Raw genomic sequence first — 13,554 nt, 5'->3', positions numbered from 1 at the left:
CCCCATCCTGCCCCCGTCCCGCTCACCAGCCGCGGTCGACCACCCGCTGCAGCCGGCGCCGCGCGGCGGCGTCGAAGGCCGGGTCGGCGAGCGCCTCGGCCGCCACGTCGCGCAGCTCACGTCCCTCCGAATCGGCGCGGATGCGCAGCCAGCCGTCGAGGGCGGCCGCGTTGCCCGGGGTGTGCGCGGAGCGGCCGGGCGTCAGCGCCAGCTGGTACAGCGTCGGCAGCCGGGCGGGGTCGCCGAGCTCGGCGAGGAAGTGCGCCACCCCGGACTGGAAGGTCCAGCCCCGGCGGCGCACGCTGGTGGCGACGACGTCCTCCAGCGCCGGGTGGCCGCGCCGGTGCAGGGCGGTGAGGAACCGCCACACCAGGACGTCCTTCGGTGCGGCGCTGTAGATCTGCGGCCAGCGCGCGAGCAGGGCCTCCAGGGCCGCGTCGGTCAGCCGGTCCGGGTCGACCAGCCAGCGCACCACGGAGCCCTGCGCGGCGACGTCGCCGCCGACCATCACCTCGTTCAGCCAGGCCCACTCGGCCTCGGTGCGCTCCTCGGCCGGACGCGCGGTGATGAGCGCGACCCGGGCCTTGACCGCCGGGGTGTCGGTGACGTCGGGGAACGGCTCGGCGGCGCGGTCGGCGACCGCCCGGCTGGTGATCTCGAAGACCCCGTCCGGCCCGTGACTGGTCACCTCGAAGGGTTCCGGCAGCCGGCTGAGCACCTCCGCGACGCGGGCGTGGTCACCGCCCCAGTTGATCCGCAGCGGGCCGGTGAGCTGGCCGTCGGCGTCGAAGGCGGCTGCGGCCTGGGAGTGCCAGAACAGCCAGTGCGGACGCTCGATCCCCCGCCGGGCCGCCTCGGCCCGGGCCTCGTCGTGGCCCTCGGACTGGTCGAGCCGGTCGCCGGGCGGCAGCGCCACCACGTCGCCGGTGTCGACCGAGCGGAAGAACGCGGTCAGCAGGGCTCGCTCGGAGGGCACGGCCGCGACGCTACCGCCGCGCCGGGTCGCGCGCGTTTAGCAGGTGCCGATGGCCCCTCGCGAGGCCCGGGCGCCGAACGTGATGCAACGGTGATCAACATTTGCGTCGTGACGGTGGCTGCGTTTGGGTAGTGGAGCCCTGGAGAGAGGAGCCCGTGTGCTCGAGTTCGTGCTCGACCGCGCCCCGGACCTGGCGTACCGGTCGTTCCAGCACGTCAGCCTGGTGGTCCAGTGCGTGGCGCTCGCGACGGTGGTCGCCGTCGCCGCCGCCCTGCTCGTCACCACCGTCCCCCGGCTGAAGCCGGTGGCCAACTTCATCAGCTCGGTCGGGCTGACGGTGCCGTCGCTGGCGCTGCTCGGTCTGATGCTGCCGGTGGTCGGCATCGGCACCCTGCCCTCGGTGGCGGTGGTGACGTTCTACGCCGCGCTGCCGATCCTGCGCAACGCGGTCGTCGGGCTCGAGGGCGTCTCGGCGAACCTGCTGGAGTCGGCCCGCGGCATGGGGATGAACCCGCTGCTCACCTTCCTGCGGGTGCAGCTGCCGATGGCCTGGCCGGTGATCCTCGCCGGGCTGCGGGTCTCCACCCAGATGTCGATGGGCGTGGCCGCGATCGCCGCCTACGCCCTCGGCCCCGGTCTGGGCGGCTGGATCTTCACCGGGCTGGCCCAGATCGGCGGCCAGAACGCCGTGAACTACGCCCTGACCGCCACCATCGCCATCGTCGTCCTCGCCCTGCTGCTCGACCTGCTGCTGCGGCTGCTGGGACGGTTCACCATTTCGAGAGGGATCAGCGCCTGATGACGACCACCGAGCCCACCCCGACGACCGACGCGGCCCCCGAGTCGGTCAGCGGCGCCGAGATCGTCTTCGACCGGGTCACCAAGAGCTACTCCAGCCAGGGGAGGCCGGCGGTCGACTCGCTCTCGCTGACCATCCCGGCCGGCCAGATCGTCATGTTCGTCGGCCCGTCGGGCTGCGGCAAGACGACCTCGCTCAAGATGATCAACCGGCTGCACGAGCCGACCTCGGGCACCATCACCATCAACGGCAAGGACGTCCGCGGCCAGGACCCCGACGACCTGCGGCGCCAGGTCGGCTACGTCATCCAGGGCGGGTCGCTGTTCCCGCACATGACCGTCGCCCAGAACATCGGACTGGTGCCCGGGCTGCTGCGCTGGGACAAGCAGCGCATCGCCGAGCGGGTGGAGGAGCTGCTCGACCTGGTCGGCCTCGACCCGGTCCGCTACCGCGACCGCTTCCCGCGCGAGCTCTCCGGCGGTCAGCAGCAGCGCGTCGGGGTGGCCCGCGGGCTGGCCGCCGACCCGCCGGTGATCCTCATGGACGAGCCGTTCGGCGCGGTCGACCCGATCACCCGGCAGCGGTTGCAGGACGAGCTGATGAGCATCCAGTCCGAGCTGAAGAAGACGATCGTCTGCGTCACGCACGACATCGACGAGGCGATCAAGCTCGGCGACCGGATCCTCATCCTGCAGGAGCACGCCCAGATCGCCCAGTACGACACCCCCGAGGCGATCCTCTCGGCGCCCGCCAACGAGTTCGTCGAGGACTTCGTCGGCAGCGGCTCGGCGCTGAAGGCGCTGTCGCTGACCCGGGTGGAGGAGGTCGAGCTGACCGAGTGGACGACCGCCACGGTGGGCGAGCCCGTCGGGCCCGTGCTGGAGCGGGCCCGGGCGGCACGGCAGAAGTCCGTGGTCGTGCTCGACCAGCGCCGGCGACCCGTCGACTGGGTCAACATCAAGGCGCTCACCGGCGAGACCGTGCCCGCCCCCGTCGACGAGGCCCGCGACCTGCACCAGATCGACCACCGCGCCACCCTCAACGACGCGCTGGACACCATGCTCGTCTCCGCCTACGCCGGCGTCATCGTCACCGGCCGACGTGACCAGTACGTCGGGGTGGCGACCTTCGAGGCCGTCACCGCCCTGATCACCGCCCGCAACGAGGCGGCCCGGCAGGCCCAGGAGGACGCCGATGAGCAGTGACACCGCCATCACCCCTCCGTCCAGGGCCGGAGACGTCCCTCCCCCGGCGCAGGGAGACGGGGCGCGCTCGCGCCGCCGGGTCTCCCGCGACGACCTCGGGCTGCTGCTCGGGCTGCCGGCGCTGTGCGCCGTGCTGCTCGGCGGGTGGGCGCTCTGGCGGGCCACGGCCGACCTCGACGACATCGAGGCCCGCTCGCTGGCGTGGGGACTCATCGTCGAGCTGTTCGGTGAGCACCTGCTGCTGACCGCGCTCTCGGCCGGTGCGGTGATCCTCACCGCCATCCCGCTGGGCATCGCGCTCACCCGTCCCGCCGCCCGACGGGCGGCCCCGGCCGTCGTCACGGTGGCGAACTTCGGCCAGGCGGCGCCGGCCATCGGCATCCTCATCCTGCTGGCCATGTGGCTGGGCTTCGGCGTCCCGGTCGCGGTGCTGGCGCTGTCCCTCTACGCCTTCCTGCCGGTCCTGCAGAACACCATCGTCGGCCTGCAGGGCGTGGACCAGACGCTGGTGGAGGCGGCCCGGGGCATGGGCATGTCGCGCTGGAGCGTGCTCGGCCGGATCGAGCTGCCGCTCGCGCTGCCGGTGATCATGGCCGGCGTCCGCACCGCCCTCGTGCTGGCGGTCGGCACGGCCGCGTTCGCCACCTTCATCAACGCCGGCGGGCTCGGCTCGGTGATCACCACCGGCTTGTACCTGTTCCGCAACTCCGTCCTGATCAGCGGTGGCCTGCTGATCGCCGTGCTCGCCCTGCTGGTCGACTGGGCCGGTCGCGTGCTCGAGCTGGTGGCCACCCCGAAAGGCATGCGATGACCCCGACGACAGCAGCGACCTCCGCCACCCGGGCCGGACGGCTGCGCCGCGGTGCGCTGGCGCTGGCCACCAGCCTGACCCTGGGCCTCAGCGGCTGCGGGCTGGGCACCGCCGGTGGGTTCGTCTCCAGCGGCGAGCTGGCCGGGCCACTGGCCGGGGTCCCACCGCTGGAGGGGGCCCAGATCGCGGTGGGCTCGAAGAACTTCACCGAGCAGCTGGTGGTCGGCAAGATGGCCGTCATCCTGTTCGCCTCCGCCGGCGCGGACGTGCAGGACCTCACCAACATCCCCGGCAGCTCCACCACCCGCCAGGCCCAGGTCTCCGGCGAGCTCGACATGGTCTTCGAGTACACCGGGACGGCCTGGATCGCCTACATGGGTGAGACCGAACCGATCCCCGACGAGCAGGAGCAGTACCGGGCGGTGGCCGAACGCGACCGCGAGAACGGGCTGACGTGGCTCGAACCCGCGCCGATGAACAACACCTACGGCATGGCCGTCACCCAGGAGACGGTCGAGGAGTACGGGATCAGCACCCTCTCCGACATGGCCGAGGTGCCGGTCGAGGAGCGCACCTTCTGCGTGGAGTCGGAGTTCAACAGCCGCAACGACGGCCTGCGGCCGATGCTGGAGACCTACGGCGTCCCGGTCGGCACGGAGGTGCCGGAGGACAACATCAAGATCTTCGACACCGGCGCCATCTACGCCGCCACCGCCAACGGCGAGTGCACCTTCGGCGAGGTGTTCACCACCGACGGCCGGATCGTCGCCCTCGACCTGGAGGTGCTGGAGGACGACAAGAAGTTCTTCCCCAACTACAACCTCGCCGCCGTGGTGCAGCAGGACGTGCTGGCCGAGCACCCCCAGATCGAGCAGCTCCTCACGCCCGTGACGGAGGAGCTGACCGACGAGGTGATGCTGGAGCTCAACGCCCAGGTCGACGTCGAGGGCCGCGACCCCGCCGACGTCGCCTACGAGTGGCTGGTCGCCGAGGGGTTCATCACCCCGTCGGCGTGACCCGGTCGTCGGCTCAGGGCGTCCTGGTGGGGTCAGCGCGTCAGGGTGCCGGCGGGGTGTCGGCGTCCTCCTCGACCGGCTCCGCGCGCTGGCCCTGCTTGCGGCGCGAGCGGACGATCGCCGTGACGAAGACGACCCCGATCAGGCCCAGGGCGATCCACAGCGAGATGTCGGCGTAGGCCTCCACGACCACCCGCGCCGGCTCGCCGAGGGCGAAGCCGAGGGTGACCCAGCCGCACTGCAGCACGATCGAGCAGAGGATGCTGACGATCCAGTAGGTGCGCCAGCTCATCCCGGCGATGCCCACGGCCGCCACGATGATCGTCCGGGGCAGCGGCAGCGGGAGGAACGCGATGACCAGCGCCAGCACCCCGTAGCGGCGGGCCAGCGCCTCGGCCCGCTCGGCGTTGCGGCGGGCCCGCTTGCCCCGTCCCTCCAGCAGCAGGTCGATCAGCCCCTGCCCCCAGAGCCGGCCGGCGAGGAAGAAGATCCAGTCGAACTTGAGCAGCGAGAGGATGCCGAGCACCAGCCCCAGCACCCACAGCGGGTGGTCGACCACCCCGAGCACCACCAGGGCGGAGCGGCTACCGGTCAGCGCGGCCTGCAGCACCGGGTTGGCCACCACGAGGTAGGCCCGCAGCGGCAGCATGACGAGGCTGTAGATCCCCATCACGACGATCCCGAACCAGCAGACGAGGTCCCACCGGCCGGGCTTGCCCTTCCAGGGCATCCGGGGGTCGTCCCACCACTCCTTCTCGGTGCCCTCCGGCTCAGACGCGGTCACGGGCCACCTCGAACGCGGCGATCGCCCGGTCCAGGTCGTCACGGCTGTGCGCGGCCGACATCTGGGTGCGGATCCGGGCCCGGCCCCTCGGCACCACCGGGTAGCTGAACGCGCGGACGTAGACGCCCTCGGCCAGCATCACGTCGGCCATCGCCGCGGCCCGGGCGGCCTCGCCCACCATCACCGGGACGATGGCGTGGTCGGACTCGGGCACCTCGAAGCCCCGCTCGGCCAGCGCCCGCCGGAAGTAGGCGGTGTTCTCGCGCAACCGCTCCAGCAGCTCCTGCGACGACTCCAGCAGCCGGATCGCCGCCAGCCCGGCGGCCACGATCGAGGGCGCGACGGAGTTGGAGAACAGGTAGGGCCGCGAGCGCTGCCGCAGCACCTCCACGATCTCGCCCCGGGCGGAGGTGAACCCACCCGAGGCCCCGCCGAGCGCCTTGCCCAGCGTGCCGGTGACGACGTCCACCCGGTCCTGGACGCCGAACAGCTCCGGCGTGCCGGCCCCGGTCGGCCCGGTGAACCCGACCGCGTGGGAGTCGTCGACCATCACCAGCGCGTCGTGGCGCTCGGCCAGCTCGCAAATCTCGTCCAGCGGGGCGAGGTAGCCGTCCATCGAGAAGACGCCGTCGGTGGCGATCAGCCGGAAGCGGGCCCCGGCGGCCGCCTCCAGCTGGGCCTCGAGGTCGGCCATGTCGCGGTTCTGGTAGCGGAACCGCGAGGCCTTGCAGAGCCGGACGCCGTCGATGATCGAGGCGTGGTTGAGCTCGTCGGAGATGATCGCGTCCTGCGGGCCGAGCAGGGTCTCGAACAGCCCGGCGTTGGCGTCGAAGCAGGAGGAGTACAGGATCGTCGCCTCGGTGCCGAGGAAGCGGCTGATGGCCGCCTCCAGCTCGGTGTGCAGGGTGGTGGTGCCGCAGATGAAGCGCACCGAGGCCATCCCGAAGCCCCACTCCTCCAGCGCGTCACGCGCGGCGGCGACCAGCTCGGGGTGGTCGGCCAGCCCCAGGTAGTTGTTGGCGCAGAGGTTGACCACCTCGCGGCGCCCGCTGCCGTCGGGCACGGCGATGTGGGCCGACTGGGGACTGACCAGCGGCTCCTCCACCTTGTACAGCCCGTCGGCGCGGAGCTGGTCGAGCTCGCCCCGCAGGTGGTCCTTCATCGCGGCGTACATCGTCACCTCTCGTCCTTCGCTGGGCCCATCATCCCCACCTCATCACGACCTTGCCGCTGGCGCCGTCGCGTGCGGTGGCGAAGGCCGCCTCGTGCTCGGTGGAGTCGAACCGGTCGGTGATGACGCCGGAGATGTCGAGCCCGGCCTGGGTGAGGACGTCCATCGCGTACCAGGTCTCGTACATCTCCCGGCCGTAGATGCCCTTGATGGTGAGCATGTTGAGCACCACCGTGGCCATGTCGATGCTGACGTCGCCGGCGGGCAACCCGAGGGCGGCGATCCGGCCGCCGTGGGTCATCGAGGCGATCATGTCCTGCAGGGCGGCGGCGCTGCCCGACATCTCCAGCCCGACGTCGAAGCCCTCCCGCATCCCCAGGGCCCTCTGCGCCTCCGCGGCCGAGGACGTCCGGACGTCCACCGCCAGCGTCGCGCCGAGCTGCTCGGCCAGCGCGAGCCGCCGCTCCGACAGGTCGGTGACGACCACGTTCCGCGCGCCGGCGTGGCGGACCACCATCGCCGCCATCAGCCCGATCGGGCCGGCCCCGGTGACCAGCACGTCCTCACCCAGGCAGGGGAAGGTCAGCGCGGTGTGCACGGCGTTGCCGAAGGGGTCGAAGATCGCGGCGACGTCCAGGTCGACCGGTTGGCGGTGCACCCACACGTTGCTGGCCGGCAGCACCACGTACTCAGCGAAGCAGCCGTCGGCCTGCACCCCGATCCCGATGGTGTTGATGCACAGGTGGCGCCGGCCCGCGCGGCAGGCCCGGCAGCGTCCGCAGACCAGGTGGCCCTCGCCGCTGACGACGTCGTCGACGTGGACGTCGGTGACCGCCGAGCCGACCTCGACCACCTTCCCGGAGAACTCGTGGCCGACGACCCGCCCGGGTGCGACCCGGGCCGCGGCCCAGGCGTCCCAGGACTCGATGTGCAGGTCGGTGCCGCAGATGCCGGTGCTCGCCACCCGGATCAGCACGTCGGACGGGCCGGGCTCGGGGACCGGCACGTCGAGGAGCTCCAGACCGGGTCCGGCCTGGGTCTTGACCAGGGCCAACATGCTGCGTGATCTCCCCGTGCCGACGACGTCCCGGCGCAAAGGTAGCGACCGAGACCGTCACCGGTCATCCGGTCGGACCGCCGAGGTCGTCGACGAGGTCCCCGAGGCCGGCGTAGCGCCGGCGGCAGGCGGCCTGGATCGAGGCCCCGCCCAGGATGGTCAGCGGGGGCAGCAGCGTGGTCGTCCCTGCGCCAGCACCCCGGCAAGAGCCGGGTGTGGTGTCAGCCGCGCTCGCGGACCCGGGCCCCCTTCGCCTCGGCGGCCTGGCGCAGCTCGTCCTGGAACGTCAGCACCCGCTCGGTCAGCGCGGGGTCGCCGGCGGCCAGGATGCGCACGGCCAGCAGCCCGGCGTTGCGGGCGTTGCCGATGGCGACGGTGGCCACCGGGACACCGGTGGGCATCTGCACGATCGACAGCAGCGAGTCCATCCCGTCCAGGTGCTTCAGCGGCACCGGGACGCCGATCACCGGCAGCGGGGTCAGCGCGGCGAGCATCCCCGGCAGGTGGGCCGCTCCACCGGCGCCGGCGATGATCACCTCGATCCCGCGGGTGTGCGCCTCGCGGCCGTAGCGCACCATCGCCTCGGGCATCCGGTGGGCGGAGACGACGTCGGCGGTGCAGGGGACGTCGAACTCCTCCAGCGCGGTGGCTGCGGCCTCCATGGTGGGCCAGTCCGAGTCCGACCCCATGAGGATCGCGACGCGGGGACGTCCGGCGGTCGGCTCAGGCATCGGGGTCTCCCATCAGGTAGCCGGCGGCGTGCCGGGCGCGGCGGCGGACGTCGTCGAGGTCGCGGCCGAAGGTGGTCACGTGGCCGACCTTGCGGCCCGGCTTGACCTCCTTGCCGTAGAGGTGCGCGCGGAGCCGGCGGTCGCGGGCGAAGCAGTGCAGCAGCGCCGACGGCAGGTCCTCCTCGGCGCCGCCGAGCACGTTGCCCATCACCGTCCAGGGCTGGCGGGCGGTGGGGTCGCCGAGCGGCAGGTCGAGGACGGCGCGCAGGTGGTTCTCGAACTGCGAGGTGTGCGCGCCGTCGATGCTCCAGTGGCCGGTGTTGTGCGGGCGCATCGCCAGCTCGTTGACCACCACCGAGCCGTCGCGGCGCTGCATCAGCTCCACCGCCAGCAGACCCACCACCTCCAGCTCGGCGGCCAGGCTCAGCGCCAGGTGCTGGGCGGCGGTCGCCTGCTCCTCGCTGAGCCCGGGCGCCGGGGTGGTGGTCTCGACGCAGACGCCGTCGCGCTGCACCGTCTCGCTCACCGGGTAGGCCACCGCCTGCCCCGAGGGCGAGCGCACCACCAGCGCGCTCAGCTCGCGGGCGAAGTCGACGAACTCCTCCGCCACGACCTGGACGCCCTCGCGCAACCCGGTGAAGGGCACCTCGGCCTGCTCGGGGCCGTCCAGCTTCCACACGCCCTTGCCGTCGTAGCCGCCGCGGGAGGTCTTGGCGATGACCGGCCACCCGGTGCGCTCGCCGAAGGCGCGCAGGGCGTCCGCGTCGGGGACCACCTCGAAGACCGGGCAGGGGGCGCCGGAGGCGGTCAGCCGCTCCCGCATCACCGCCTTGTCCTGGGCGTGCACCAGCGCGGCCGGACCGGGGCGCACGGCGACCCCGTCGGCCTCCAGCTGCTGCAGGATGGCGGTCGGGACGTGCTCGTGGTCGAAGGTGATGACGTCGCAGCCGGCGGCGAAGGCGCGCACGGTGTCCGGGTCGGTGTAGTCGCCCACGGTGACGTCGGCGACCACCTGGGCGGCCGACACGTCGGGGCCCTCGGCCAGCAGCCGGGTGCGCACGCCCAGCCCGATGGCGGCCTGGTGCATCATCCGGGCCAGCTGACCGCCGCCGATGATGCCGACGACGAACGGACGGGCGGGAGCAGGGGTCACGAGGCGGGAGCCTAACCGACCGCCCCGGCCCGCACCGGAACCGTCGGAGCCGCCGCGTACGGTCGTCCCCGTGCTGTCGTTGCCCGCCCTCGCCGAGCCCGAGGCGCTTCACGACTGGGCCGAGCCCGAGTCGGTGCGCCGCGGTCTGGAGTACGCCCGCGCGGGGCGGGTGACCCGCAGCGAGGTGCGCCAGGAGCGTCCCGACCACCTGGAGGTCAGCGGCACGGTGCAGGGTGCGGTCGGCTACCGCACCGCGATCAGCTTCACCGAGCTGCCCGCGCACCTGGCGGCCCGGGCGGTGTGGTCCCCGGTCGAGGTGGACGCCCGCTGCACCTGCCCGGTGCGCTGGTCGTGCAAGCACACCGTCGCCACGGTCGTCGAGGCGGCCCGCAACACGTCGCTGCCGTCCTGGCGCTCGGCGCTGGAGGAGCTGCTGGACGGGGTGGACGAGCGCGACGAGGAGCCCGGCCCACCGCCCGAGGTGACCCCGGTGGCGCTGATGGTGGTGCTGCCCAACGCCCAGCAGCAGCGGGCCCGGGTGTTCGCCACCCAGACCTCCGGACGTCCCCGGCTGGCGGTCCGGCTGACCCGGCGCGGGCGCTCGGGACGCTGGGTGCGCAGCGGGCTCTCCTGGCGCGAGCTGGCCGCGGTCGAGCACAGCACCTCGGAGCGCTACGACCCCCACCACCTGCAGCTGTTCCGCGAGCTGCAGGTGGTGCTGCAGGGCAGCCAGCCCTACTGGAGCCCGGGCTCGGACACCGCCGACCTGCACGCGGCCGGGCCGGCGCTGTGGCCGCTGCTGGAGCGGATCCGCGAGGCCGGGGTGCCGTGGGTGTGCTCCGAGCGCCGCACCACCGTCGGGGTGGCCGACCAGCCGGCCTCCCTCGAGCTCGACCTCAGCACCCGCGAGGGCGGGGTCGAGGTGCGCTCGGGGGCGACCTGCGGGTCGCACCACCACGAGGCCGCCGACGTCGGCTTCATCGGCGAGCCGGCGCACGGGGTGGCGCTGTGGCGCGAGGACGGGTCGGGCACCACGATCACGCTGGCCCCGCTGACCCGGCCGGTGCCGCGGTCGGTGCGCACCCACGTCGTCCAGCACCGTCCGCTGCTGGTCCCGGCCGAGGGGGTCGACGACCTCCTCGCCGACTACCTGCCGCGGCTGCGCAGCACGGTCGAGGTGCGCTCCCGCGACGGGTCGGTGCCGCTGCCCGACCAGGCCGTGATCCGGCTGCGCGGGCAGCTCACCTGGCACGAGGACGCCAGCGCGGAGCTGGCCTGGCGCTGGGTCTACGACGTCGGCGACGGCCACCCGCGCGATCTGCCGGTCGACGACCGCGACGTGGGCCGCGGCCAGCGCGACCCGCGCCGGGAGCGGGAGCTGCTCGACGCGCTCGACCTCGACGAGGAGCTGGCGGTGCTGCTCGGGGTCGGCCAGCACGGGCCCGGGACGCTGGCCGCCCGCCGCCGCTACCGCGGGCTGGAGGCGATGGACCTGCAGCGCGACCGGCTGCCCGCGCTGCGGGCGCTGGCCGCCGCCATCGAGGCGGTGGAGCTGGTCGAGGTCGGCACCGAGCCGGAGTTCCGGCCCGCCACCGGCTCCCCCGTCGTGCGCTTCACCGGCTCCGCCGAGGCGCACCGGGAGGGCCGCACCGACTGGCTCGAGCTGGAGGTCGTGGTGGTCATCGACGACGTCGAGCTCGGCACCGTCCACCTCGGGCTGGCCCAGGTGCTGGCGGCGCTCGCCACCGGCCAGACCCGGGTGGAGATCCGCCGCGGCGTCTACGTCGACCTGGACCGTCCCGAGCTCGACCAGCTGGCCCGGCTGGTCGAGGAGGCGCGGGCGGTGGTCGAGCAGCCACGCGACCGGGTGAAGCTGTCCCGCCACGACCACGACCTGCTGGCCGACCTGGAGGAGATCGGGCCCACCGACGAGCGGGTGCGGGCGTGGATCCGGGCCGCGGCGGCGCTGCGCGACCTCGGCACCGTCGAGCCGCCACCGGAGCCGGCCGGGCTGCAGGCGGTGCTGCGGCCCTACCAACGCACCGGCTTCGGCTGGCTGAGCCTGCTGCACGAGCACGGCCTGGGCGGGGTGCTCGCCGACGACATGGGCCTGGGCAAGACGTTGCAGACCCTGGCGATGGTGCTGCGGGCCCGCGAGCAGAGCCCGGACGCGCCGCCGTTCCTGGTGGTGGCGCCCTCCAGCGTGCAGAGCACCTGGGTGGCCGAGGCGGAGCGGTTCGCGCCGGGGCTGCGGGTGCTGGCGATCACCGGCGCGGCGTCGCGGCGCGGCTGGGGGCTGGACCGGCTGGCCGAGGGCGGGGTCGACCTCGTCGTCACCACCTACACGCTGCTGCGGCTGGAGGCCGAGGGCTACGCCGCGCTGCCCTGGGCCGGGCTGGTGCTGGACGAGGCGCAGCTGGTGAAGAACGCCGCCAGCGCCACCCATGCCGCCGTCCGCGGAATCGAAGCCGGGTCGCGGTTCGCCATCACCGGCACGCCGATGGAGAACAACCTGATGGAGCTGTGGGCGATCCTCTCGGTCGTCGCGCCGGGGCTGTTCCCCCACGTCAAGGACTTCCAGACCCGCTACGCCCAGCCGATCGAGCAGGACGCCGACGCCGACGCGCTGGCCCGGCTGCGGCGTCGGGTCGCGCCGGTGATGCTGCGGCGCACCAAGGAGGTGGTGGCCGCCGACCTACCCGCGAAGCAGGAGCAGGTGCTGAGCGTCGAGCTCGGGCCGCGGCACCGCCAGCTCTACGACACCCACCTGCAGCGGGAGCGGCAGCGGATCCTGCGGCTGCTGGAGGACCTGGACGAGAACCGGCTGACGATCCTGGCCTCGCTGACCCGGCTGCGCCAGCTCAGCCTCGACCCGGCGCTGGTGGACGAGGACCATGCCGACATCGGCTCGGCCAAGATCGACCTGCTGGTCGAGCACCTGACCGAGATCGCCGCCGAGGGGCACCGGGCGCTGGTGTTCAGCCAGTTCACCGGGTTCCTCGCCCGGGTGCGGCAGCGGCTGGACGCCGAGGGCCTCGGCTACCGCTACCTCGACGGCCGCACCCGCGGGCGGGCGAAGGTGATCGACGGGTTCCGCTCCGGGGACGACCCGGTGTTCCTCATCAGCCTGCGCGCCGGCGGGGTGGGGTTGACGCTGACCGAGGCCGACTACTGCTTCCTGCTCGACCCGTGGTGGAACCCGGCGGTGGAGGCGCAGGCGGTCGACCGGACGCACCGGATCGGCCAGACCCGCAACGTCAACGTCTACCGGCTGGTCTCGGAGGGCACCATCGAGGAGAAGGTGATGGAGCTGGCCCGGCGCAAGGCGGCCCTGTTCGCCAGTGTGGTCGACGCCGACTCGATGGCCTCCTCCTCGCTCACGGCCGACGACATCGCGACGCTGCTGGGATCCTGAGCCCTCAGCGCGGGGGCTGCGGGCGGAGCACGCCCTCGGGGAAGGCGGCACCGCGGGCGGCGAGCGCGGCCCGGTGGATGTCACAGGTAGGGCTGGCCCGCCCTGGCCGTGGTGCTGCGCGCCTCCCCCTGGCGCCACCCCCGGATCAAGCTGTCCACAGGCCAGAAGCACCTCGAAGCGCCATCCACAAATTTCGCTTCTGTGTTCGATTCCGTCGATCGGTCGCCGTAGCGTGGAACCATGCTGCAAGCCAGGGAGGACCGGGTCGCGCGGGACCTCCGCGCCACCACCGGCGCGTCCGCGAGCCCGGGCAGCAGCACGGCGCCGGCGGCCGCTGACCTCGGCGCACTACCGGTCGGGGAGCTGTCGGACCTGGTCGCTGAGCACACCCTGGTGGTGCGCCGCTGCGAAGCAGCCGTGCTCGACCTCGCCTGCG

At 73.3% G+C, this 13,554-nt stretch carries 12 protein-coding genes; 6 read left to right on the top strand and 6 right to left on the bottom strand.

Annotated elements, in window-relative coordinates; all coding sequences use genetic code 11:
* Positions 1–22: 22 nt before the first annotated feature.
* Complete coding sequence (locus DT076_RS16500) at positions 23–976, bottom strand: hypothetical protein (protein WP_114127809.1); 954 nt, start codon at positions 974–976, stop codon at positions 23–25.
* Positions 977–1,133: 157 nt separating this feature from the next.
* Here DT076_RS16500 and DT076_RS16495 point away from each other — a divergent pair, with 157 nt between their 5' ends.
* Genes DT076_RS16495 through DT076_RS16480 form a run of 4 tightly spaced genes read left to right on the top strand, consistent with a single transcriptional unit; the run spans position 1,134 to position 4,807 of the window.
* The gene (locus tag DT076_RS16495; protein WP_114127808.1) at positions 1,134–1,775 is read left to right on the top strand and encodes an ABC transporter permease; all 642 of its coding nucleotides are present in this window, start codon (positions 1,134–1,136) and stop codon (positions 1,773–1,775) included.
* Positions 1,775–2,980, top strand: a complete 1,206-nt coding sequence (locus tag DT076_RS16490; protein ID WP_114127807.1) for an ABC transporter ATP-binding protein — start codon at positions 1,775–1,777, stop codon at positions 2,978–2,980. The genes DT076_RS16495 and DT076_RS16490 overlap by 1 nt, the downstream gene beginning before the upstream one ends.
* Positions 2,970–3,791: an ABC transporter permease gene (locus DT076_RS16485; RefSeq protein WP_114127806.1), complete on the top strand. Its 822-nt coding sequence runs from the start codon at positions 2,970–2,972 to the stop codon at positions 3,789–3,791. Before DT076_RS16490 ends, DT076_RS16485 begins: the two co-directional genes overlap by 11 nt.
* On the top strand, positions 3,788–4,807 hold the full coding sequence (locus DT076_RS16480; protein ID WP_114127805.1) for a glycine betaine ABC transporter substrate-binding protein: 1,020 nt from the start codon (positions 3,788–3,790) through the stop codon (positions 4,805–4,807). Before DT076_RS16485 ends, DT076_RS16480 begins: the two co-directional genes overlap by 4 nt.
* A 40-nt stretch (positions 4,808–4,847) precedes the next feature.
* On the opposite strand, the gene DT076_RS16475 is transcribed toward DT076_RS16480, so the two are convergent.
* From DT076_RS16475 to DT076_RS16455, 5 genes are all read right to left on the bottom strand, one after another.
* The gene (locus tag DT076_RS16475) at positions 4,848–5,591 is read right to left on the bottom strand and encodes a DedA family protein (RefSeq protein ID WP_114127804.1); all 744 of its coding nucleotides are present in this window, start codon (positions 5,589–5,591) and stop codon (positions 4,848–4,850) included.
* The gene (locus DT076_RS16470; protein WP_199539261.1) at positions 5,578–6,753 is read right to left on the bottom strand and encodes a glycine C-acetyltransferase; all 1,176 of its coding nucleotides are present in this window, start codon (positions 6,751–6,753) and stop codon (positions 5,578–5,580) included. Before DT076_RS16470 ends, DT076_RS16475 begins: the two co-directional genes overlap by 14 nt.
* Positions 6,754–6,793: 40 nt before the next feature.
* Positions 6,794–7,819, bottom strand: a complete 1,026-nt coding sequence (tdh, locus tag DT076_RS16465) for an L-threonine 3-dehydrogenase (RefSeq protein ID WP_114127803.1) — start codon at positions 7,817–7,819, stop codon at positions 6,794–6,796.
* 221 nt (positions 7,820–8,040) lie between these two features.
* A complete protein-coding gene (purE, locus tag DT076_RS16460) occupies positions 8,041–8,550 on the bottom strand; it encodes a 5-(carboxyamino)imidazole ribonucleotide mutase (RefSeq protein WP_114127802.1) in 510 nt (169 codons plus the stop codon).
* Positions 8,543–9,703 (bottom strand): 5-(carboxyamino)imidazole ribonucleotide synthase, encoded by a 1,161-nt coding sequence (locus DT076_RS16455; RefSeq protein WP_267896839.1) that lies wholly within the window; start codon positions 9,701–9,703, stop codon positions 8,543–8,545. The genes purE and DT076_RS16455 overlap by 8 nt, the downstream gene beginning before the upstream one ends.
* 70 nt (positions 9,704–9,773) lie before the next feature.
* Between DT076_RS16455 and DT076_RS16450 the strand changes: the two genes are divergently transcribed.
* Both DT076_RS16450 and DT076_RS16445 read left to right on the top strand, forming a co-directional pair.
* The gene (locus DT076_RS16450; protein WP_114127801.1) at positions 9,774–13,118 is read left to right on the top strand and encodes a DEAD/DEAH box helicase; all 3,345 of its coding nucleotides are present in this window, start codon (positions 9,774–9,776) and stop codon (positions 13,116–13,118) included.
* Between the two features lie 240 nt (positions 13,119–13,358).
* The coding region (locus DT076_RS16445; protein WP_147264175.1) for a hypothetical protein at positions 13,359–13,554 on the top strand (196 nt) is incomplete at its 3' end.

Source organism: Desertihabitans brevis, from assembly GCF_003327535.1.
Classification (GTDB): domain Bacteria; phylum Actinomycetota; class Actinomycetes; order Propionibacteriales; family Propionibacteriaceae; genus Desertihabitans; species Desertihabitans brevis.
This window is presented reverse-complemented; position numbering and strand designations above follow the sequence as displayed.

Bases quoted from the DNA above. Each gene is read 5' to 3' on its own strand.
- DT076_RS16490 (WP_114127807.1), top strand. From the start codon at position 1,775: ATGACGACCACCGAGCCCACCCCGACGACCGACGCGGCCCCCGAGTCG.
- DT076_RS16485 (WP_114127806.1), top strand. From the start codon at position 2,970: ATGAGCAGTGACACCGCCATCACCCCTCCGTCCAGGGCCGGAGACGTC.
- DT076_RS16480 (WP_114127805.1), top strand. From the start codon at position 3,788: ATGACCCCGACGACAGCAGCGACCTCCGCCACCCGGGCCGGACGGCTG.
- DT076_RS16470 (WP_199539261.1), bottom strand. From the start codon at position 6,753: ATGAAGGACCACCTGCGGGGCGAGCTCGACCAGCTCCGCGCCGACGGG.
- tdh (WP_114127803.1), bottom strand. From the start codon at position 7,819: ATGTTGGCCCTGGTCAAGACCCAGGCCGGACCCGGTCTGGAGCTCCTC.
- purE (WP_114127802.1), bottom strand. From the start codon at position 8,550: ATGCCTGAGCCGACCGCCGGACGTCCCCGCGTCGCGATCCTCATGGGG.